20 protein-coding genes are annotated in these 21,619 nt (G+C 71.8%); 11 read left to right on the top strand and 9 right to left on the bottom strand.

All coding sequences use genetic code 11. From position 1 onward, the window contains the following. Positions 1 to 106: 106 nt before the first annotated feature. The 4 genes from OIE51_RS20710 to OIE51_RS20725 form a co-directional block, all read right to left on the bottom strand. Positions 107 to 355 carry an acyl carrier protein gene (locus OIE51_RS20710; RefSeq protein WP_326599240.1) on the bottom strand — a complete coding sequence of 83 codons (249 nt, stop codon included), beginning with the start codon at positions 353 to 355 and terminating at the stop codon, positions 107 to 109. Positions 356 to 428: 73 nt separating this feature from the next. After that, a complete protein-coding gene (locus OIE51_RS20715; protein WP_326599241.1) occupies positions 429 to 1,427 on the bottom strand; it encodes a ketoacyl-ACP synthase III in 999 nt (332 codons plus the stop codon). A 4-nt stretch (positions 1,428 to 1,431) separates the two neighbouring features. Continuing rightward, positions 1,432 to 2,403: an ACP S-malonyltransferase gene (locus OIE51_RS20720; protein ID WP_326599242.1), complete on the bottom strand. Its 972-nt coding sequence runs from the start codon at positions 2,401 to 2,403 to the stop codon at positions 1,432 to 1,434. An 88-nt stretch (positions 2,404 to 2,491) separates the two neighbouring features. After that, a complete protein-coding gene (locus OIE51_RS20725) occupies positions 2,492 to 3,649 on the bottom strand; it encodes a PucR family transcriptional regulator (protein WP_326600722.1) in 1,158 nt (385 codons plus the stop codon). A 136-nt stretch (positions 3,650 to 3,785) separates the two neighbouring features. Here OIE51_RS20725 and OIE51_RS20730 point away from each other — a divergent pair, with 136 nt between their 5' ends. After that, a complete protein-coding gene (locus OIE51_RS20730) occupies positions 3,786 to 4,448 on the top strand; it encodes a pirin family protein (protein WP_326599243.1) in 663 nt (220 codons plus the stop codon). 288 nt (positions 4,449 to 4,736) lie between these two features. Here OIE51_RS20730 and OIE51_RS20735 read toward each other — a convergent pair whose 3' ends face one another. Next, positions 4,737 to 5,546 carry a serine hydrolase domain-containing protein gene (locus OIE51_RS20735; protein WP_326599244.1) on the bottom strand — a complete coding sequence of 270 codons (810 nt, stop codon included), beginning with the start codon at positions 5,544 to 5,546 and terminating at the stop codon, positions 4,737 to 4,739. 120 nt (positions 5,547 to 5,666) lie between these two features. Here OIE51_RS20735 and OIE51_RS20740 point away from each other — a divergent pair, with 120 nt between their 5' ends. The 3 genes from OIE51_RS20740 (at position 5,667) to OIE51_RS20750 (ending at position 8,238) form a co-directional block, all read left to right on the top strand. Then, positions 5,667 to 6,500, top strand: coding sequence for a TauD/TfdA family dioxygenase (locus tag OIE51_RS20740; protein ID WP_326599245.1), 834 nt, complete (start codon positions 5,667 to 5,669; stop codon positions 6,498 to 6,500). A 245-nt stretch (positions 6,501 to 6,745) separates the two neighbouring features. Continuing rightward, positions 6,746 to 7,210 (top strand): MerR family transcriptional regulator, encoded by a 465-nt coding sequence (locus OIE51_RS20745; protein WP_326599246.1) that lies wholly within the window; start codon positions 6,746 to 6,748, stop codon positions 7,208 to 7,210. Between the two features lie 8 nt (positions 7,211 to 7,218). Further along, the gene (locus OIE51_RS20750; RefSeq protein WP_326599247.1) at positions 7,219 to 8,238 is read left to right on the top strand and encodes an aldo/keto reductase; all 1,020 of its coding nucleotides are present in this window, start codon (positions 7,219 to 7,221) and stop codon (positions 8,236 to 8,238) included. A 98-nt stretch (positions 8,239 to 8,336) separates the two neighbouring features. Here OIE51_RS20750 and OIE51_RS20755 read toward each other — a convergent pair whose 3' ends face one another. Continuing rightward, a complete protein-coding gene (locus tag OIE51_RS20755) occupies positions 8,337 to 9,212 on the bottom strand; it encodes a DUF4429 domain-containing protein (protein WP_326599248.1) in 876 nt (291 codons plus the stop codon). 266 nt (positions 9,213 to 9,478) lie between these two features. After that, positions 9,479 to 12,211 carry a pyruvate dehydrogenase (acetyl-transferring), homodimeric type gene (gene aceE / locus OIE51_RS20760; protein ID WP_326599249.1) on the bottom strand — a complete coding sequence of 911 codons (2,733 nt, stop codon included), beginning with the start codon at positions 12,209 to 12,211 and terminating at the stop codon, positions 9,479 to 9,481. A gap of 335 nt (positions 12,212 to 12,546) precedes the next feature. Here aceE and OIE51_RS20765 point away from each other — a divergent pair, with 335 nt between their 5' ends. The 4 genes from OIE51_RS20765 (at position 12,547) to OIE51_RS20780 (ending at position 15,727) form a co-directional block, all read left to right on the top strand. Next, positions 12,547 to 12,981: a DUF3052 domain-containing protein gene (locus OIE51_RS20765; RefSeq protein ID WP_326599250.1), complete on the top strand. Its 435-nt coding sequence runs from the start codon at positions 12,547 to 12,549 to the stop codon at positions 12,979 to 12,981. A gap of 136 nt (positions 12,982 to 13,117) precedes the next feature. Next, positions 13,118 to 13,576, top strand: coding sequence for a peroxiredoxin (locus tag OIE51_RS20770; protein ID WP_326599251.1), 459 nt, complete (start codon positions 13,118 to 13,120; stop codon positions 13,574 to 13,576). 141 nt (positions 13,577 to 13,717) lie between these two features. Then, positions 13,718 to 14,854 (top strand): DUF475 domain-containing protein, encoded by a 1,137-nt coding sequence (locus tag OIE51_RS20775; protein WP_326599252.1) that lies wholly within the window; start codon positions 13,718 to 13,720, stop codon positions 14,852 to 14,854. A 117-nt stretch (positions 14,855 to 14,971) separates the two neighbouring features. Beyond that, entirely contained in the window at positions 14,972 to 15,727 is a 756-nt protein-coding gene (locus tag OIE51_RS20780) for a Tellurium resistance (RefSeq protein WP_326599253.1), read from the top strand. A 110-nt stretch (positions 15,728 to 15,837) separates the two neighbouring features. On the opposite strand, the gene OIE51_RS20785 is transcribed toward OIE51_RS20780, so the two are convergent. Continuing rightward, positions 15,838 to 16,491 (bottom strand): TerD family protein, encoded by a 654-nt coding sequence (locus OIE51_RS20785; RefSeq protein WP_326599254.1) that lies wholly within the window; start codon positions 16,489 to 16,491, stop codon positions 15,838 to 15,840. Between the two features lie 117 nt (positions 16,492 to 16,608). On the opposite strand from OIE51_RS20785, the gene OIE51_RS20790 reads away from it, so the two are divergent. From OIE51_RS20790 to OIE51_RS20800, 3 genes are read left to right on the top strand one after another with little or no spacing between them, the layout of a single operon-like run. Then, entirely contained in the window at positions 16,609 to 17,772 is a 1,164-nt protein-coding gene (locus OIE51_RS20790) for an HpcH/HpaI aldolase/citrate lyase family protein (protein WP_326599255.1), read from the top strand. Beyond that, positions 17,769 to 20,198 carry a phosphoribosyltransferase gene (locus tag OIE51_RS20795; protein ID WP_326599256.1) on the top strand — a complete coding sequence of 810 codons (2,430 nt, stop codon included), beginning with the start codon at positions 17,769 to 17,771 and terminating at the stop codon, positions 20,196 to 20,198. Before OIE51_RS20790 ends, OIE51_RS20795 begins: the two co-directional genes overlap by 4 nt. After that, entirely contained in the window at positions 20,195 to 21,022 is an 828-nt protein-coding gene (locus OIE51_RS20800) for an HAD family hydrolase (RefSeq protein ID WP_326599257.1), read from the top strand. Before OIE51_RS20795 ends, OIE51_RS20800 begins: the two co-directional genes overlap by 4 nt. Here the strand turns inward: OIE51_RS20800 and OIE51_RS20805 are convergent. Further along, complete coding sequence (locus tag OIE51_RS20805; RefSeq protein ID WP_326599258.1) at positions 20,955 to 21,617, bottom strand: DUF4383 domain-containing protein; 663 nt, start codon at positions 21,615 to 21,617, stop codon at positions 20,955 to 20,957. The genes OIE51_RS20800 and OIE51_RS20805 overlap by 68 nt on opposite strands. Positions 21,618 to 21,619 lie beyond the last annotated feature (2 nt).

Here is a 21,619-nt window from a genome sequence, read left to right on the forward strand (position 1 = left end):
ATTTCTTACTCCGCTAGTCGGGGATGTGGTGCTTCGCCACTCCGCGGGTGGCGACATGCGCACAGGTGCGTGTGCGGCCGGGCCGTCGGCCGTCAGGTGCCGGGTGTCAGCCCTGGTGCTCGACGATGTACCCGACGGCGTCGCCGACGGTCTTCAGACCCTTGACGTCGTCGTCCGGGATCTTGACGCCGAAGCGCTCCTCGGCGGCGACGACGACCTCGACCATGGAGAGCGAGTCCACGTCCAGGTCGTCCGTGAACGACTTCTCCACTGTCACCTCTTCGTTGGGGATGCCGGCGATCTCGTTCACGATCTCGGCGAGACCCTCGATGATCTCTTCCCTGGTGGCAGCCATTGCGGCGCTCCTTTTGGTGTACTGCGGTGGGGTACCGCGTGGATGGTGAGTGGGTTTCGGTGAACGGACTTGCTCAGGGCAGGGTAACGACCGACGCGGCGTAGACGAGACCCGCCCCGAAGCCGATGACGAGGGCGGTGTCGCCGCTCTTCGCCTGCCCGGTCGCCAGCATCCGCTCCATGGCGAGCGGGATGGAGGCGGCCGATGTGTTGCCGGTGGTCTCTATGTCGCGGGCGACCGCGACATGCTCCGGCAGCTTCAGCGTCTTCACCATCGAGTCGATGATCCGCATGTTGGCCTGGTGCGGGATGAAGACGTCCAGGTCCGCCGCGGTGATCCCGGCGGCGTCCAGGGCCTGCTGGGCCACCCTGGCCATCTCGAAGACCGCCCAGCGGAAGACCGTCTGACCCTCCTGCCTGAGCGCGGGGAACTTGTCCCCCGGGCCGTAGCGGTCCCAGCTCACGGTCTGGGTGATGACATCGGCCTTGTCCCCCTCGGAACCCCACACCGTGGGTCCCATCGCGGGCGTCTCGGAGGGGCCGAGGACGACCGCGCCGGCGCCGTCGCCGAAGAGGAAGGCCGTGGAACGGTCCTCCTTGTCGGTCAGGTCCGACAGCCGCTCGGCGCCGATGACCAGCGCGTACGTCGCGCTGCCCTCCAGGAGCAGGCTCTTGGCGAGCGTCAGGCCGTAGACGAAGCCCGCGCAGCCGGCCGAGATGTCGAACGCGGCGGGCCGCTGGCCGCCGAGCCGGTGCCCGATCGTCGTGGCGATCGCCGGGGTCTGCGCGAAGTGCGACACGGTCGAGATGATCACCGCGTCCACCTGCTCGGCGGCGATCCCGGCGTCGGCGATGGCCTTGCCGGCGGCGGCGAGCGCCATCTCCGCCACGGTCTCGTCCTCGCCGGCCCAGTGCCGGGTCACGATGCCGGACCGGGAGCGGATCCACTCCTCGGAGGAGTCGATGTGCTTGAGGATCTCCGCGTTGGGGACGACGCGGGTCGGCCGGTAGCCACCGACGCCGAGGATCCGCGCGTGCGGCGCGCCCCTGCTGGCCTTGAGTGTGGCGGGCATGCTGTCAGTGCTCCTGTTCGGCGGCTTCGGCGGCCTGCGCGGCGATCAGCTCGCGGGCCTCGGCCAGGTTATCCGGCGTCTTCACGGCGACCCGAGCCACGCCCGGCAAGTTCCGCTTGGCGAGGCCGGCGAGCGTCCCGGCCGGGCACAGCTCGATCAGGGCCGTGGCGCCGAGCTGTTGGAACGTCTCCATGCACAGATCCCAGCGAACAGGATGCGAAACCTGTGACACCAGTCGGCGCACGATTTCCTGTCCTTCGGTGACAACCTCGCCGTCCGCGTTGGACACGAAAGGGATGACCGGGTCCGCGACGCCGACCTGCCCGGCGGCCTCGGCCATCGCCGCCACGGCCGGGGCCATGTGAGAGGTGTGGAAGGCGCCGGCCACCTTCAGCGGCAGGACGCGCGCCTTGTCGGGCTTGTCCGCGGCGAGCGCCGCGAGCTGCTCCATGGTCCCGGCGGCGACGATCTGGCCGCCGCCGTTGTTGTTCGCCGCCGTCAGGCCCAGGGCATCGAGGCGGGCGGCGACCTCGGCCGGGTCGCCGCCGAGGACGGCGGACATCCCGGTCTTGGTGACCGCGGCGGCCTCGGCCATGGCCTCGGCGCGGCGGCGCACCAGCGCCATGGCGTCGTGCTCGGTCAGTGTCCCGGCGAGCGACGCGGCGGCCAGCTCGCCCACGCTGTGGCCCGCGACCGCCCCCACGGCCTCACGCGGCGCGGACGCCACCGCACCGCCGGAGACGGCCCTGTCGAACAGCGCGGCGGCGGACAGCAGCGCGCCGGCGACCAGCAACGGCTGGGCCACCGCGGTGTCGCGGATCTCCTCGGCGTCGGCCTTCGTCCCGAGGCGGACGAGGTCGAGACCGGTGACATCGGACCACGCGCCGAGCCGGTCGGCGGCGCCGGGAAGGTCGAGCCAGGGGGTCAGGAAGCCAGGAGTCTGGGCACCCTGGCCGGGAGCGACGAGTACGAGCACCCTCTCACTCTCTCTTGGCAACACGGCCCCCGCCCGTGGCGGCGAGAACTAAGAACCGTCGAGGGAGTTGTAGATCCTCGACAAAATGCTATGCGTGGTGATCCTCTTCTTCGAGGCGTCCGAGCATCAGCGCGATGCGCAGAGTGAAGGCCGACCGGACGTCGGACGGGGGCCATCCGGTGACATCAGTCACACGCCGCAGACGATAGCGAACGGTATTGGGATGCACAAACAGCATCCGCGCCGCCCCTTCCAGACTGCTCGCCTGCTCCAGATAGACACTCAGCGTCTCCAGCAGCGCGGAGCCCGCCTCGCGGAGCGGTTTATAGATCTCCTCCACCAACAGGCCCCGGGCGGCCGGGTCGCCCGCCATCGCTCGCTCCGGCAGGAGGTCGTCCGCGAGCACCGGGCGCGGGGCGTCCGGCCAGGCCGCGCACGCCCGCAGCCCGGCCGCCGCGGCCTGCGCGGACCGGGTGGCGCCGAGCAGGTCGCCGACCACCGGACCGGCCACCACGGGACCGGACGCGAACGGCCCGATCAGGCCCTTCGCCGCCTGGAGCGGGTCGTCGCTGCCGCCCGCGATCACCACCAGACGCTTGCCGAGCACGCCGGTGAGGACCTGGAGCTTGGCGTACCTGGCCGCGCGGCGGATGGCCTCGACGGTCAGCTCGCTGTCGCCGTTCGGGGCGTTGCCCAGCACCACCGTGACGTGCTCCGGCGCCTTCCAGCCCAGCGCGGCGGCGCGGGAGACGTCGCTCTCGTCGGCCTCGCCGGAGACCACGGCGTTGACGACCAGGGACTCCAGGCGCGCGTCCCACGCGCCGCGCGCCTCGGCGGCCTGAGCGTAGACCTGTGCGGTCGCGAACGCGATCTCGCGGGCGTAGACCAGCAGCGCGTTGCGCAACGCGACGGTGCCGCCCGGGGCGGCCAGCTCGTCGACGGCCGTCTCCATCACCTCGATGGTGGTGCGCACCATCTCCACGGTCTGCCGCAGGGTGATGGCCCGGGTCAGCTCGCGAGGGGCGGTGCCGAAGACGTCGGTGCTGATCGCCTGCGGGGTGTCCGGGTGCCGGAACCACTCGGTGAAGGCGGCGATGCCGGCCTGGGCGACCAGGCCGATCCAGGAGCGGTTCTCCGGGGGCATGGCGCGATACCACGACAACTGCTCGTCCATCCGCGCGATCGCGGCGGCGGCCAGCTTTCCGGAGGACTGCTCAAGGCGGCGCACCGTCGCGACGTGCGCCACGTTGCTCTGACCGTTCTCGTCGGACGTCCTACCGGCGGACGTTCCCTCATCGGCATCGGACACGAGGACCAGCCTGCCTCATTTCTCTGTCGGTCATACCCGGCGGGGGTGGATGCGCGGTGGATACGGTGGGCGCATGCTTCGTGTACTGCGGTCCGGCGAGCGCTACCGGGGCGGTGATCCCACCGCGGGAATCGACACCCGGCACGCTTTCTCCTTCGGCGGCTTCTACGATCCGGACAATGTGCGGTTCGGCCCGCTGACCGCCTGCAACGAGGAACGTCTCGCGCCCGGCGCGGGTTTCGCCGCGCACCCGCACCGCGACGTGGAGATCGTGAGCTGGGTGATCGAGGGCGAGCTGACCCACGAGGACGCCGGGGGGCGGGCCACCGTCATCGGGCCTGGAGACGTCCAGCGGCTGACCGCCGGTTCCGGCACCCGGCACGCGGAGCGCAACGCGGGGCCGGCGCCGCTGCGCTTCGTGCAGATGTGGCTGGTCCAGGACCGGGCGGGGGGCGCGCCGGAGTACGAGGTGGTGCGCGGCATCGCGGACGGCACTCCGTACGCGCTGCCGCGCACCGACGCGGTGCTGCACGTGCGGCGGCTGGCGGCCGGTGAGCGGACGGCGGTCCCGGCGGCGCCGCTGGTGTACGCGCATGTGGTGCGCGGCTCGGTGGCGCTGGCCGGTGAACGCCTCGGCCCGGGCGACGCGGCCCGCCTCACGGACGCGGGCGAGCTGGCCGCCCGGGCCGAGGAGGCGGCGGAGGTGCTGATGTGGGAGCTGGGCGGAAACCCCTGAGTGGGGTGCGAAGTCACACTGACCCCTTCTGGTCTTCCGCGCCGTGACCATAAGCGGTCCCACTCACTGGATCCGGCGGCGGACGAGGACGAGGCCGCGGACGTCGGGGCCGGGTACGGGGTACGGGGTCGGGTACGGGGACCGATTTTGGAACAGCCGTGACATCGACAACCTGTGATCGCCCGGCAGGTCGGCCACGTCCGCGTCTTCGCGTTCAGCGTCGCGTTGGGGCGTCGGCGGGGCGGTGCCCCGACTGGGTGCCGGGCGTCCGCGGTGGTGGTCGGGGGCTCAGCCGCGCAGCTCGGTCAGGATCGCGTCCGTGAAGGGCGGCCACGCCTGCGCCCACGGGCCGAAGGCGCGGTCGGTCAGCGCGACGCAGGCCGCCCGCGCGTCCGGGTCCACCCACAGGAACGTGCCGGACTGGCCGAAGTGCCCGAAGGTGCGCGGCGAGGACGTGGTGCCCGTCCAGTGCGGGGACTTGTGGGCGCGGATGGAGAAGCCGAGCCCCCAGTCGTTGGGCTTCTGGTGACCGAAGCCGGGAAGCACCCCGTTCAGCCCGGGGAAGGCGACCGACGTCGCCTCGGCGAGCGTCTCCGGGGCCAGCAGCCGGGGGGCGAGCAACTCGGCGGCGAAGCCGGTGAGGTCGTCCAGCGTCGAGACGCCGTCCTTGGCCGGGGAGCCGGGCAGCTCGGTGGCCGTCATGCCGAGCGGCGCGAGCACGGCCTGCCGCAGATACTCCGGGAACGGCATGCCCGTCGCCTTGGCGATGTGGTCACCCAGGACCTCGAACCCCGCGTTCGAGTACAGCCGGCGGGCGCCGGGCGCGGCCATCGTGCGGTGCTCGTCGAACGCCAGCCCCGAGGCGTGCGCCAGCAGGTGCCGGACCGTGGAGCCGGGCGGTCCGGCCGGCTCGTCCAGCTCGATCGCGCCTTCCTCGACCGCGATCAGCGCGGCGTACGCGGCCAGCGGCTTGGTGACGGAGGCGAGCCGGAACGGCTGTCCGCCGGGGCCGTGGGTGAAACGCCCGCCGTCGGGGAAGACGACGGCTGCCGCCGCCGTGGGGACGGGCCAGGTGTCGATCAACTCCAGGCTTCGCATGGTCCCGAGCGTAGCGCGGCGCGATGACACGCCCGATACGCGGGCGAAACACCGGATCCCTACCGTGCCCGCCGAACCAGTCGGTTCAGGTGGCCGGGAGACAGCTCGGGAGGCAGTGGGATGGATCTCAGCTCGGCGAGTTTCGTGCCCCGCAGGGTGGCGAGCGCCCGGGAGGCGAGGCAGGTGCTGGCGGCGGACGGCGCGGCGATCGTGACGGGCCTGCCGGACGAGCGGTCGGCCGTCGCCTTCGGCCGGGAGGTGATGGGGGACAAGGGAGTCCGGATCGGCACTCAGTTCGAGGCGACCAAGGCGCGTGGCGACCAGGAGGCCAGGGAGGTCGCCGCGCAGCCGGTCGACGCGCGCGGGCGCAAGCGTTCCTTCGCCCCGAGCGAGGAGCGGATGGTCGCCCACAACGACGGCTTCGCCTTCGGCGACTACGCCCCCGACCACCTCTTCCTGTGGTGCGAACGGCCCGCCGACTCCGGTGGCGATTCCTTCGTCATCGACACCAGGCGGCTGCTCGACCTGCTCGCCGCCGATCCGGAGACGGCGGAGCTGGCGGAGTTCTGCCGGTCGGTCGCCATCGACCACTCCGAGCCCAACTACCCCCAGGGCGCCCTGGCCCCGATCGCGCGCGTCACCGGCTCCGGCCGTTTCCAGGGCCGCTACCACCCGTGGCTGGCCCCGGCCGAGGGGCCGGACGAGGCGGCGCGGTGGCCGCTGGTCAAGGCGTGGGAGAAGGCCGTGGTGGCGGCGCGGGACACCGGGCCGATGTTCCGCGTCGCGGCGGGCGAGATGATCTGCGTCGACAACTACCGCCTGCTGCACGGCCGCGACGGGCACAGCGACCCGCAGCGCCGGGTCTGCTCGATCTGGGGCTGGAGCACGGACGCGGTCGCCGTTCCGGACGGCCCGCTGGACATCGTGGTCCCGAGGATCCCGGTCAGCTCCTGACGTTCCCGGGTCCCGTCCCGTCCCACCCTGTCCCGTCCCACCCCGTCCCGTCCCGGCTCCGGTGCCGGAGCCCGTCCCGGCCGCCGCCGCGCGGTCGGCCTTCGGCCGACGGTGTCGAAGGCACGGGCCGCACGGTACCGCCGAGCACGTCGGGCCACCGGGGCGCGCGATACCGGCGCGTGTGCGGGCGTTTCACCACCGGCGCCGCTTGCCTGGAGTGCACTCCAGCTCTTTAGCGTGCGGGTATGACCCTGACCCAGCAGGAGCAGCCAGGGCTTGACGAGACCGTCGGTCAGTGCGCGCCCGCCAAGCCCAAGCCGAGACCCGACGGACACGACCAGTACACGATCAGCGAGGTGTCCGCCCACACCGGACTGAGCGTCCACACGCTGCGCTGGTACGAGCGCATCGGCCTGATGCCGCACATCGACCGCTCGCACACGGGCCAGCGCCGGTACACCAACCGCGACTTGGAGTGGCTGGCGTTCGTCAACAAGCTCCGGCTGACCGGAATGGCGGTGGCGGACATGGTCCGTTACGCCAATCTCGTGCGGCAGGGCGAGCACACGTTCGCCGAGCGCAGGGCGCTGCTGTGCGCGACGCGCGAGAGCGTGCTGCTCCGCGTCGTCGAACTCCAGGGCACCCTGGCGGTTCTCGACTTCAAGATCGATTTCTACGCTGACGCCCGAAGGGCGTCGGAAAGGCCCTGAACCCTCGTATGAGCGACACCACCACGATCGACACTGCCACGCTCGGCACCGGCGGCCCGCGCGTCGGCGTCCAGGGGCTCGGCTGCATGGGCATGAGCTTCGCCTACGGACCGACCGACGCCGCCGAGGCCCGCGCCACGCTGGAGCGGGCGCTCGACCTCGGCGTCACCCTCTTCGACACGGCCGACATCTACGGCCAGGGCGAGAACGAGACGTTCCTGTCGCCGTTCTTCCGCGCCCACCGCGACGAGATCACCATCGCGACCAAGTTCGCGATCGTCATCGACCCCGCCAACCCCACGGCGCGCGGCATCCGCAACGACCGGCCCTACCTGAGGGAGTGCGTCGAGGGCAGCCTGCGGCGGCTGGACGTGGACGTGATCGACCTGTACTACATGCACCGCCGGGACCCCGCCGTGCCGATCGAGGAAACGGTCGGGGCGATGGCCGAGCTGGTGACCGAGGGCAAGGTCAAGCAGCTGGGCCTGAGCGAGGTCACCGGGCCCGAGCTGCGCGCGGCGCACGCCGTGCACCCGATCGCGGCCGTCCAGTCCGAATGGTCGCTGTTCTCGCGCGACGTGGAGCGGACCGCCGTGCCGGCGGCCGAGGAGCTGGGCGTCGCCTTCGTGCCGTACTCGCCGCTCGGCCGGGGCTTCCTGACCGGCGCCTTCACCGACGCCAGCGCCGAGCTGACGGCCGACGACTTCCGCCGCCAGCAGCCCCGTTACAACGGCTCCAACGCCGAGACCAACCGCGCCCTGCTGGAGCCGGTCCGCCGCATCGCGGAGGCCCGGGGCGCCACGCTCGGGCAGATCGCGCTGGCCTGGCTCCACGCCCAGGCGGCGGCGCGCGCGATGACGGTGATCCCGATCCCCGGCACCCGCAGGCGCACCCGGGTGGAGGAGAACACGGCGGCCACCCGGATCGAGCTGACCGCGGACGAGCTGGCCGCCCTGGACCCCATCGCCGCGCGGGTCGCGGGCGACCGTTACCGGGACATGGCCTTCACCTCGGCGGGCCGCGAGTAATCCCGCGCGGGGCCCGGTGCGGCCCCCGGCCCCCCGCCCCCGGCCCCCCGCCGCCGGTTCGCCCCCGACGGACCGGACCGGGGGACCGGGGGGACCGCTCACAGCTCGGCGAGCAGCTCCGTCTTCTTCGCCGTGAACTCCTCGTCCGTCAGCAGACCGGCGGCGTGCAGCTCGCCCAGATGGCGGATCCGGTTGGCTATGTCCGCCGGATTGCCCCGGCGGCGGCTTCCGTCCAGCCGGTCGCTGGTGATCGGCTCCGCCGCGCGGACCGCTTCGAGGACGGACGCCGCCAGCGGGAGCGACTCGTGGACCAGGCCGTAGCCGAGGCCGAACACCACCGCCGCCGGGTCCTGGTCGGCCGGCCCGTCGTGGTCCTGGGGGGCGCCGTCCGGGCCCCGGCGGCGCAGCCGCAGATGGCCGCCCGCGATCTCGGGCGAGCGCCACTCGACGTCCGCCAGCTCGCTCACCGGGAAAGACTGGTCGCCCGCCTTCCACTTCGCCGACGACGCGCCGGTCCAGAACCAGCGGAACGAGACCACCTTGCCGTCGAACGACACCTTGCCGTCGAACGCCTTGAACTGCAGCGGCGCCGCCGGTGCCGCCACCAGATAGTGGTCGGCGTCCTCGTCCGCGCGCGGGCCCAGGGCCGAGCGCAGCTCGGTGGCGTAGTAGGCGGCGAGGGTCTCGCGCTCGGCCGGGAGCACCAGCCGGTACGGGTCGGCGGCCTGTCTGAGCTGGCCCGCGGCGGCCTCCAGCAGTGGATCGGCCCCGGGACGCGGCACGGCGTGCAGCACCACGGTGCCCTTGCGTGTCCCCGGAGCGAGGTCGACCGAGCTCAGCGCCTCATACGGGATTCGGCGCTCGCCGAGCACCTGGAAAAGCTTCGGTGTGCGTATCCCCCGTTCGAAGCGGATGAGCACGGAGTCGGTGTCGAACTCCCAAGTGGAGTGGATTCCGGCCAGCACATCACCCATGCGGGTCATCGTAAGGGCCGTGGCTGACGAAACGGCTTCCCCCGGATGGGTGTGTTCGCGTCAGCTCGGAGAGGCGTGCCGCGCGTGGTGCGCGTGGGACGCCTGTGCGGGCTCCCGGGGCTCCGGGGCCGCCGGGGCCGCCGGGCGCTCACCGCTCCGGGTCCCGCGTCGCCGTGTCCCGAGGGGCCGCCGCATCCTGGGCGGCCCGAAGACGGCGGCGGGCTCCCCGGCGCGGTGCGCGCCGGGGAGCCCGCCGGAGGAACCGATCAGGCGTCGCCGCCGGCCGGGCCGGGGTCGGCCGCGGCCACGTCGAGCAGCTGGTAGCGGTCGATGGCCTGCTTGAGGACCGACCGATCGACCTTGCCCTCCCGCGCCAGCTCGGTGAGCACGGCCAGCACGATGGACTGGGGGTCGATGTGGAAGAAGCGGCGCGCCGCTCCCCGGGTGTCGGCGAAGCCGAACCCGTCACCGCCCAGCGACTGGTACGTGCCGGGCACCCAGCGCGCGATCTGGTCCGGAACGGACCGCATCCAGTCGGAAACGGCCACGAACGGACCCCCGGAGCCCCGGAGTTTGCGCGTCACATACGGAATCCGCTGCTCCTCCTCCGGGTGCAGCAGGTTGTGCTCCTCGACCGCGACGGCCTCCCGCCGCAGCTCGTTCCAGGAGGTGGCGGACCAGACGTCCGCCTTCACGCCCCACTCCTCGGCGAGCATGCGCTGCGCCTCGATCGCCCACGGCACGGCCACGCCGGAGGCCAGGATCTGCGCCGGGACGCCGCCCGCCGTGCCCTCCCGGTACCGGTAGAGGCCCTTGAGGATGCCCTCGACGTCCACGTTCGCCGGCTCGGCCGGCTGGATGATCGGCTCGTTGTAGACGGTGAGGTAGTAGAAGACGTCCTCGGCGTTCTCCCCGTACATCCGGCGGAGCCCGTCCTGCACGATGTGCGCGATCTCGAACCCGAACGCCGGGTCGTAGGCGACGCACGCCGGGTTGGTCGAGGCCAGGAGCTGGGAGTGACCGTCGGCGTGCTGCGTCCCCTCACCGGTCAGCGTCGTGCGGCCGGCGGTCGCGCCCAGCACGAAACCGCGCGAGAGCTGGTCGCCCATCTGCCAGAACTGGTCACCGGTGCGCTGAAAACCGAACATCGAGTAGAAGACGTAGACCGGGATCAGCGGCTCGCCGTGCGTCGCGTACGCCGACCCGGCGGCGATCAGCGACGCCGTGCAGCCGGCCTCGGTGATGCCGTCGTGCAGCATCTGGCCGGTCGGCGACTCCTTGTACGACAGCAGCAGCTCGCGGTCCACCGACTCGTAGGTCTGCCCCAGCGGGTTGTAGATCTTGGCCGAGGGGAAGAGCGAGTCCATGCCGAAGGTGCGGTACTCGTCCGGCGCGATCGGCACGAAGCGCTTGCCGATCTCCTTGTCCCGCATCAGGTCCTTCAGCAGCCGCACGAACGCCATCGTGGTGGCGATCTGCTGCTGCCCGGAGCCCTTCTTGACCGCCGCGTACGCCTTGTCGCCCGGCAGTGTCAGCGGCTTGGCCCGCACCACGCGGGTCGGCACATAACCGCCGAGCTCGCGTCGGCGGTCGTGCATGTACTCGATCTCCTCCGAGTCCGGACCCGGGTGGTAGTACGGCGGGGCGCCGGACTCCAGCTGGCTGTCCGGGATGGGCAGCCGCAGCCGGTCGCGGAAGCCCTTGAGGTCGGCCGGGGTGAGCTTCTTCATCTGGTGGGTCGCGTTGCGGCCCTCGAAGTTCGGCCCGAGCATCCAGCCCTTGACCGTCTGGGCGAGGATCACCGTCGGCTGCCCCTGGTGCTCCAGGGCCGCCTTGTACGCCGCGTAGATCTTCCGGTGGTCGTGACCGCCCCGGCCCAGGTGCAGGATCTGGTCGTCGTTCATGTTCTCGACCATCGCGCGCAGGCGGTGGTCGTCACCGAAGAAGTGCTTGCGGATATAGGCGCCGGTCTCCGTCGCGTACGTCTGGAACTGGCCGTCCGGCGTCGTGTTCAGCTTGTTGACCAGGACGCCGTCCCGGTCCTGCGCCAGCAGCGGGTCCCAGGTGCGGTCCCAGATCAGCTTGATCACGTTCCACCCGGCGCCGCGGAAGATCGACTCCAGCTCCTGGATGATCTTGCCGTTGCCGCGCACCGGGCCGTCGAGCCGCTGCAGGTTGCAGTTGACGACGAAGGTCAGGTTGTCCAGGCCCTCCCGGGCCGCGATGGAGAGCTGGCCGAGCGACTCGGGCTCATCCATCTCGCCGTCGCCCAGGAACGCCCATACGTGCGACCGGGAGGTGTCGGCGATGCCGCGCGCCCGCATGTACCGGTTCATCCGGGCCTGGTAGACCGCGCTGATCGGGCCCAGGCCCATGGAGACCGTCGGAAACTCCCAGAAGTCCGGCATCATGCGCGGATGCGGGTAGCTGGAGAGTCCGTGCGGCGCCTTGGAACGCTCCTGGCGGAACGCGTCCAGGTTGCGGTCGGAGAGGCGGTCGAGGAGGAAGGCGCGGGCGTAGATGCCGGGGGAGGCGTGACCCTGGAAATAGATCTGGTCGCCGCTCTCACCGCCGTCCTTGCCGCGGAAGAAGTGGTTGAAGCCGACGTCGTAGAGGGAGGCCGAGGAGCCGAAGGTGGCGATATGGCCGCCCACCCCGATGCCGGGGCGCTGGGCGCGGGACACCATCACGGCCGCGTTCCAGCGGGTCGCGTTCAGGATCTTGCGCTCGATCTCCTCGTTACCCGGGAAGAACGGCTCGTCCTTGGTCGCGATGGTGTTCACATAGTCCGTGCTGCGCATCTCGGGCACGGCGACCCGCTTCTCTCGGGCGCGCTCGATCAGGCGGAGCATGAGATAGCGGGCCCGGGCCCGGCCTCGCTCATCGACGGCGGCGTCGAGCGAGTCGAGCCACTCCTGAGTCTCCTCAGGGTCGAAGTCCGGGACCTGGCTGGGAAGGCCGCCAATGATGATCGGGTTGCGATCTGATCCGGAAGCCACGCTGTTCCTTCACTGTATGAGTTGTCTGCTCTGCATGTGTCGCGCCGCCTCCATGGTCCACCGCCGAACGCGAAACGTCACCTCTACTGATCAGTAACCGCGATTCCATGATCGTCACGCATTCTTGACCGCATCCATGCGCGCCCGGCGCGCCCCACGAACAGGCGTTCGCTGACTATGGCGCAGATCACGCGGCCGTCGGGGGCCAAGACGTCAACGTTTGGGCAGGCTCGGCGGCCGGGTACTTGCGCGATCCGCCCCGCCCGTGTGGACTACGCCCAAGCCGCGCGCACGCGCGGCCTCCCCGTACTTCCGACACAGGACAGGAGCTATCCGTGAGCGCGACCGCGGACCACGCGGAGGAGCGGACCAACCCCGCCGCTCGGCTGGGTTTCCAGCCCGGACAGGTGGTCCAGGAGCTCGGCTATGACGACGACGCCGAGCAGGAACTCCGCGAGGGAATCGAGGCCATCACGGGCCAGGAGCTCGTCGACGAGAATTACGACGACGTGGCCGACGCGGTGGTGCTGTGGTTCCGCGAGGAAGACGGCGATCTGACCGACGCGCTGGTGGATGCCACCACGATGATCGACCCCGGGGCACCCGTCTGGCTGCTGACGCCGAAGACAGGCCGGGACGGCTATGTCGAGCCGAGCGAGATCGGTGAGGCGGCACAGACCGCGGGCCTGGCGCAGACCAGCAGTGTCAGCGCGGGCAGGGACTGGTCAGGCAGCCGGCTGGTGACCCCGAAGGCGGCCGGGAAGAAGTAGGGCCCACGCGGTCACGCGCACCCCGCGCGCACCGCGTACGGGCATCAGGTCCCCGGGGGCTCGTCGGCCGCCGGGGACCGCGTCGTAGGCTGGGCGGAGTAACTTTACCTCCGACAGGGAAACGGATTACCCGCCCATGGCACTTGAGCCCGGCAACAAGGCCCCCGAGTTCCAGCTCCGGAACCAGCACGGCCAGACCGTCTCGCTCGCGGACTACCGCGGCGGGAAGAACGTCGTCCTGCTCTTCTACCCCTTCGCGTTCACCGGCGTCTGCACCGGCGAGCTGTGCGCGCTGCGCGACGAGCTGCCGACGTTCGTCAACGACGACGTGCAGCTCCTCGCCGTCTCCAACGACTCGCCGTTCACGCTGCGGGTCTTCGGCGAGCAGGAGGGTCTGGAGTACCCGCTGCTCTCCGACTTCTGGCCGCACGGCGAGGTCTCCCGCGCCTACGGCGTCTTCGACGAGGAGAAGGGCTGCGCCGTCCGTGGCACCTTCATCATCGACAAGGAGGGCGTGGTCCGCTGGACGGTCGTCAACGCCCTGCCCGACGCCCGCGACCTGAGCGACTACGCCACGGCGCTCCAGGCTCTGTGAGTCCGGCGCTGTGATTTCCGGGCCCCTCCAGGGGAACCCGGCCCCCCGGCATCAACGACCAGGCCGACGGCACGGAACCGGCCCCCTGTCTGACGTGTCTGCCTGCACATACCCGGCCCCGCGCGGGAGACTGGAATTCTTGTGTTTCTGAAAACTTTTGGCTGGTCATTCGGCGTCACGGTGGTCGGCCTGGCCGCCGCCTTCTTCCTCTGGGGGTGGGAGGGCTTCGCCGTGGTGGCGATCCTCTCCGTCCTGGAGATCTCGCTCTCCTTCGACAACGCGGTGGTCAACGCCGGTGTCCTGAAGCGGATGAACGAGTTCTGGCAGAAGATCTTCCTGACCATCGGCATCCTGATCGCCGTCTTCGGCATGCGGCTGGTCTTTCCCGTCGTGATCGTCGCGCTCACCGCGGGCGTCAGCCCGATCGAGGCGGTGGATCTGGCGATCGACGACCCGGACCGGTATGAGCTCCTGGTCACCGACGCCCATCCGGCGATCGCCGCCTTCGGCGGGATGTTCCTGATGATGATCTTCCTGGAGTTCATCTTCGAGGAGCGGGAGATCATGTGGCTGCGGTGGCTGGAACGCCCGCTGGCCAGGCTCGGCAAGATCGACGCCTTCTCCGTCGGCGTCGCCCTCGCCGCGCTGCTGCTGACCGCGTCCTTCATCGCCCCCGAGGCGTACCAGCACGGCGGCCTGCACGCCGACAAGACCGAGACGGTGCTGCTGGCCGGGATCGCCGGCCTGCTCACGTACCTGATCGTCGGCGGCCTGTCCGGATTCTTCGAGGACCGGCTGGAGGAGGACGAGGAGCGGGCGCACGAGGCGGAGGAGGCCGCGGCCCGCGCCGGGCGGCAGCCCACGCTGATCGGCGCCGGAGGCCGGGCCGCGTTCTTCCTCTTCCTCTACCTGGAGGTCCTGGACGCCTCGTTCTCCTTCGACGGCGTCATCGGCGCGTTCGCCATCACCAACGACATCTTCGAGATGGCGCTGGGTCTCGGCATCGGCGCCATGTACGTCAGGTCGCTCACCATCTACCTGGTCCGCCAGGGCACGCTGGAGGACTACCGGTACCTGGAGCACGGCGCGCACTACGCCATCGGCGCCCTGGCCGTCATGCTGCTGGTGAGCATCCGCTGGCACCTGCCCGAGGTCGTCACCGGTCTCGTCGGCGTGGGCCTGATCGCGGCGGCGTTCTGGTCGTCGGTCCGGCACAACAGACTGGACGCGGCGAACGGCGAGGCGGCGGAGAAGCCGGCGGTGAGCTCAGGGGTGTGAGGCCACGCGGAACGCGGAATCTTACGTAGGGGGACGGGCCGGTCACCGGCTCCGTCCCACCGCGTGGGTCACGGACCGCGTGGGTCACGGAGCCGACGACGAAGGGGAGGGGCGGCCATGGTGTCCTTGTGGACGTACTGGCGGCATGGCGGCATGCCCAAGCAGAAGTTCGACACGGTCGGCGGCCCGTCGACGTACGCGGTGGAGCTGACCAAGCGGAACGCCGTGGCCCCGCTGACGGGCGAGGGCGCGGAGACGGGCACGCTGCGGATCGAGCTGTCCTGGCGGACGCGCCCGCCCACCGACTTCAACCCGACGCAGTGGTCGACGCTGTGGCGGCGCCCGCTGGAGATCTTCAAGCCGGCCGAGGTACAAGGGCATTCGCAGGGCGTCGCCAGCATCGATCTGGACCTGGCGTGCCTGTACGAGCTGAAGGACGGCTCCAAGGGGGTCATCCAGTCCCTGGGCGGTCTGGAGGGCGACTTCAACGCGCCGCCGTACATCAAGCTCAGCGGCGACGACCGGTTCGGCACGGGCTCGGGCGAGAACCTCTACGTGAACCTGGACCACGCCGAGGAGTTCAAGCGGCTGCTCGTCTTCGTCTACATCTACGACGGCATCCCCGCCTTCGACCGCGCCGATGTCGTGGTCACGCTGGTGTCGGCCGACGGGAAGAACGTGGAGATCGGCCTGACCGACCCGGCGCCGCACGCCCGGTCGTGCGCGGTGGCGCTGATCGAGCACCACAAGGGCCAGTTGATCGCGCGGCGCGAGGTGAAGTACGTGTACGGCTTCCAGTCCGAGATCGACCGGCTGTACGGCTGGGGCATGTCCTGGGGCCGCGGCACGAAGCCGAGCCGTCTGCGGGCCTGAGTCTTCGCCACCCACTCGCCCACCCTTATCCCGGGTCCGCGCGGCGGATTCTCGCGCCCGGCGGCCACCGGGCTCCCTCCGGCGGAGCCCGGATGGGACGACCTCCTTGGTCAGGGCAGGAACTGCGGTCCCTGTGGGGGGAGGGTGAACGCCGGGTCGGGCTGGGGGTAGCCGTAGGCGGGTGGGCGGCGGGGGTCGGGGGCACGGCGGTTGGCCGCCGTGATGCCGAAGTCCGCCGCCAGCGCGATGAGTCCGCCCGGGTAGCCGCCGCCGGACGCTCTGAACTCCCAGCCGTTCCCGGCCACCCGCACCAGCTCGCCGCCGACCAGGGCCGTCTCCCGGCGCAGCGGTGCCAGCGGCAGGACCGCGAGCGGCGCGCCGTCGGCCGCCGCCGCGTCGTGCAGGGCGAGCCGCGGCCGGCTGGCGGCGGCCCGGAAGTCGCCGTCCGCCGAGACGGCCAGCACCACGCGCCGCACCGTCGCGTCCAGCCGTGTCAGCTCCGCCTCCACGGTGTCCCGCAGCCCCTCCGCGTCCCGCCGCTTCGGCAGCCGCCTGACCAGGCCCGTCGGATGGCGCGGCTGGTTGTAGAAGATGAAGTCGCCCTCGGAGCGCACCCGTCCGCCCGCGTCGACCAGCAGCGCGGAGAGATCCAGATCCGGCACCGCGGGACCCGATCCGCGGCCGATCGGCGTCCAGCGCAGCACGACGCGCAGCACGCCGAAGGGAAGGTGAATTGTTGCCCCCTTCTCCAGCGCACGTGTCATAACAGGAATCCTGCCTGTCGCCACACCCCCGAAACAATGCCCCGCCTACGATTGCCGAGGGATCCGGTGCTGCCAATGGGGCGACCGGAGTGGGCAAGTCAACAGTCGGGGAGTTCTATGCGGCATTACGGGCACCTCTCGCCTGCGCAACGTCGCGCGCTGTTCCACCAGGAGCCGGCCGAATTCGGGCCGGATTCCCCCGTCAGGACCCTGGGCATCGCCCTCGGTGCCACCCTCTACAGTCCGGCCACCCGCACCCGCCTCGCCGCCGACATCCGCAAGCAGGCCGCGGCCGGTGTGGTGTCCATGGTGCTGTGCCTGGAGGACTCCATCAGCGACGCCGAGGTGCCCGGCGCCGAGGAGAATCTGGTCAAGCAGTTCCGCAAACTGCTGCGCGAGGACCGCCACGCCGACCTCCCGCTGCTCTTCGTCCGGGTCCGCGTGCCCGAGCAGATCACCAGCCTCATCAGCCGCCTGGGCCCGGCCGTCGCCCTGCTCACCGGCTTCGTGATCCCCAAGTTCACCGCCGACTCGGGCCCCGCCTTCCTGGAGGCCCTCACCGGCGCCGAGGTCATGTCGGGCCGCCGCCTGCTGGCCATGCCCGTGCTGGAGTCGCCGGAGCTGCTGCATCTGGAGACCCGCGCCCAGGGGCTGGCCGCCGCCGCCCGCGTGGTGGACAAGTACCGCGACCGGATACCGGCCGTCCGTCTCGGCGTCACCGACTTCTGCTCCGCCTACGGGCTGCGCCGCAGCCCCGAGATGACCGCGTACGACGTTCACCTCGTCGCCTCCGTCATCGCCGACGTCGTCAACGTCTTCGGGCGCGCCGACGGCACCGGCTACACGGTCAGCGGCCCGGTGTGGGAGTACTTCCGGGGCCAGGAGCGGATGTTCAAGCCGCAGCTGCGCAACAGCCCGTTCAGCGGGCGGGCCGAGGGCCTGCGCACCCGGCTCATCGAGCGCGACATGGACAGCCTGCTCCAGGAGATCGAGCTCGACCGGGCCAACGGCCTGATGGGCAAGACCTGCATCCACCCCTCCCACGTCGCGCCCGTGCACGCGCTGTCCGTCGTCTCCCACGAGGAGTTCAGCGACGCGGCCGACATCCTGGGCACCGGCCCGGACGGCGGCGGCGTGCTCCGCTCCGCCTACACGAACAAGATGAACGAGGTGAAGCCGCACCGCGCCTGGGCCGAACGGACCGCCCTGCGCGCCGAGATGTTCGGTGTCGCCCGGGACGGCGTCGACTTCGTGGACCTGCTCGGGGCGGGCATCGAATGAGCGCCCGCGACCCGATATGGACGGGCGAGTGGGTGGCGCGGCGGCTGGGCGTGCGGCTCAGCGGCGACGGCGTGCGCGAGCTGCTCGGCCTCGCCCTGCGGCGCAACCCGAAGCGCGCCCACCTGCTGGTGTCCCAGGTGCTGGGCAAGCACATCCCGCAGCGCCCGGCGGTCGTCCATGGCACCGGTGTCGAGCTCGGTCGCCGCGTCGCCGCGCTGCTGGGCGAGGCGGCGGCGCGCGAGGCCGTCGTCCTGGGCTACGCGGAGACCGCGACCGGCCTCGGGCACTGTGTGGCCGACGGCCTCGGCGGCGTCGCGTATCTGCACTCGACGCGCCGCCCGGTGCCGGGTGTCGAGCCGGTCGGCGGCTTCGAGGAGGAGCACAGCCACCACACCTCGCATCTGCTGCTGCCCACCGACCCCGCGTTCCTCGCCGGGGGCGGGCCGCTGGTGCTGGTGGACGACGAGCTGTCCACCGGCCGGACCGTGCGCAACACCATTGAGGCGTTGCACCGCCGGTGGCCCCGGCAGCGGTACGTGGTCGCCGCGCTGGTCGACATGCGCACGGACACCGAGCGCGCCGCGCTGGAGAAGTTCGCCGCCGACCTCGGCGCCACCGTCGAGGTCACCGCGCTGGCGCGCGGCCGGGTCGGGCTGCCCGCGGACGTACTGGAGCGCGGCGCCGCCCTCGTCGCCGGACAGGAGGCCGAAGTGACGGATATCCAGGGGCGGTTCGCCGCGCGGTCGGTGCGGGTCGAGCTCGGCTGGCCGGACGGGCTGCCGGACGGCGGGCGGCACGGCTTCACGCCCGCCGACCGCGCGCGGCTGGAGGACGCGCTGCCGGGCGCGGGCGGGCGGCTGGCCGCCGCGCTGCCGCCGGGCGCCCGGCGGGTGCTGGTGCTGGGCACCGAGGAGCTGATCTACGTTCCGCTGCGGCTGGCCGCCGCGCTGGAACGGGAAGCGGCCGGTGTCGAGGCGTATTTCTCCACGACCACCCGTTCCCCGGTGCTGGCGGTCGACGACCCCGGCTACGCGATCCGCACCCGCCTCGGCTTCCCGGCGCACGACGCGCCCGCCGACGGGCCGGGCCCGCGCTACGCCTACAACGTCGCCGGGCAGGACTGGGACGCGATCGTCCTGGTCACCGACTCCGCCGGGGACACCCCCGAACTCCGTGCCGCCGACGGCCTGCTGGCGACGCTCGGCGCCCACGCCCCGCACCTGCTGCTGGCCGTGGTGCCCGCGCTGCCCGCGCCGCTCCTCTCGGCGCCGCGCGGCGGCGATCTGCCGGCGCCGCTGCGCGGCCCGGCGTTCTCCTCCTACGCGCCCGACGAGGTCGGCTGGCTGCTCCAGGACCTGTCCGACGTCACGCTGGAGGCCCCGGCCGAGGAGCGGGAGGAGGCCATCCAGTCCGGCGGCGCGCACTACGCCGAGTCGCTGCCCGTGGAGTTCCAGCCCAGCGAGGAGTACCAGCGGCTCTTCCACACGGCCCTCGACGCCTCGGCGGACCGGGTGGCCCGCGCGGTCGGCACCGTCACCGAGGCCGTGCTCGCCGAGCGCGCCGGCCGGGTGCCCGTGCTGGTGTCGCTGGCGCGCGCCGGCACGCCCGTCGGCATCCTGATGCGCCGCTGGGCCCAGCACGCCCACGGCCTGGACCTGCCGCACTACGCCGTCTCCATCGTGCGCGGCCAGGGCATCGACACCACCGCGCTGCGCTGGCTGGCCGCCCACCACGACCCGGCCGACGTGGTCTTCGTGGACGGCTGGACCGGCAAGGGCGCCATCACCCGGGAACTCACCGACGCGCTCGCCGGGTTCCCCGGCTTCGACCCCGGCCTGGCCGTGCTGGCCGACCCGGGCGGCTGCGTCACCACCTTCGGCACCCGCGAAGACTTCCTCATCCCCTCCGCCTGCCTCAACTCCACGGTGTCCGGGTTGATCTCCCGCACGGTGCTCCGCGCCGACCTGGTCGGTCCCGACGACTTCCACGGTGCCAAGCACTACCGCGACCTGGCCGGCGCCGACGTCTCGAACCACTTCCTCGATGTCGTCGGCGCCCGCTTCACCGACCCCGGCCTGGCCGAGGGCGTGGCCGCCGACACCGCCGCCCTGCTGGCCGCCGACCGCACCCCCACCTGGGAGGGCTGGCGGGCGGTCGAGCGGATCAGCGAGGAGTACGGCATCGGCGACGTGAACCTCGTCAAGCCCGGTGTGGGCGAGACCACACGGGTCCTGCTGCGCCGCGTGCCCTGGCGCGTTCTCGCGCGGCGTGGCGCGGGGGCCGATCTGGATCACATCCGGTTGCTGGCGGGCCAGCGCGGGGTGCCGGTCGAGGAGACAGACGACCTGCCCTACAGTTGCGTCGGGCTCATCCACCCCCGTTACACCAAGGGCGCCACCGGTGCCGACGGAAAGGCCGCACAGTGACCACTCTCGTCGCCACCGATCTGGACCGCACCCTCATCTACTCCGGGGCCGCCCTGGGCCTGGACATGCCGGACGCCGAGGCGCCCCGGCTGCTCAGTGTCGAAGTGCACGAGGCCCGGCCGCAGTCGTTCATCACCGAGCCCGCGGGCCGCATGATCGCGGAGCTGGCCGCGCACCCGGACGCCTTCTTCGTGCCGACCACCACCCGCACCCGCAAGCAGTACCGCCGGATCAACTTCCCCGGCCCGGTGCCGCGGTACGCGATCTGCGCCAACGGCGGCCACCTGCTGGTGGACGGCCGGACCGACTACGACTGGAACACGTCGGTCCGCCAGGCGCTGGCCGCCGACTGCGCTCCGCTGGAGGAGGTCCGCGACCACCTCAACCGCACCGCCGGCCCGGCCTGGCTGCTCAAGGAGCGCGAGGCGGAAGAGCTGTTCACCTACCTCGTGGTGGAACGCGCCCTGATGCCGGACAGCTGGCCCAAGGAGCTGGCCGCCTGGGCCGAGCCGCTCGGCTGGACCGTCTCGCTCCAGGGCCGCAAGCTCTACGCCGTGCCGCGCCCGCTGACCAAGAGCGCCGCCGTCGCCGAGATCGTCCGGCGAACGGGGGCGCGTACGGTGCTGGCGGCCGGGGACTCGCTGCTCGACGCCGACCTGCTGCTGGCCGCCCACGAGGGCTGGCGCCCCGGGCACGGCGAGCTGGCCTCGACGGGCTGGGCGGCGCCGCACGTCGTGGCGCTGTCCTCGCACGGCGTCAGATGCGGGGAGGAGATCCTGCGGACCCTCCTGCGGCGGGTGGCCGCCCTGTCGGCGGGGTCGTGAGCTCGCGGCGGCGCCGTTCGACCAGCTCGCGGTGCCGCCGCTCCTCGCCCGCCGCCCCGGGATTCCGCGCCCGCCAGTAGGGGTTGTCGTGCGGGAGCCGGCCGCTGACCCGGCCGTACATGCCGAACGTCATCAGCAGCAGGCCGACGGCGAAGCTGAAGATCACGTTCGGCATGCGGAAGTTGAGGATGTTGGCGTCGGTCTCCAGCAGCGCCAGGTTGACGAAGCCGCTGAGGATGAACGCGACGCCGAGCACCATGTTGAGCGTGGACGCGAAGTTCCCGCCCTTGACCATGCCGCCGAACAGCAGCAGGCCGACGACGATCGACAGCCAGCCCAGCGCGCCGTTGGTGTTCAGCCCCCAGACGCTGTCGTCGCGGGTGTCGAACATGCCGATGTTCTCCGTCAGCCCGAGGACGCCGAAGATCACCAGGCCCAGGCCCACCAGCCCGGCGCCGATCCGGTAGACGCGGCTCAGGCGGCGGTCCGCGGGCAGGTGCTCGTCCAGCCTGGTCCGCCGCAGCAGGGCGCGCGGCCCGGTGTGCGGCAGGCGCGGCTCTCCGCGCGCGTTGGTGCCGACCAGTGATGCGGGCATGG

Origin of the sequence: Streptomyces sp. NBC_01803, from assembly GCF_035917415.1 — a bacterium.
Taxonomy (GTDB): Bacteria; Actinomycetota; Actinomycetes; order Streptomycetales; family Streptomycetaceae; genus Streptomyces.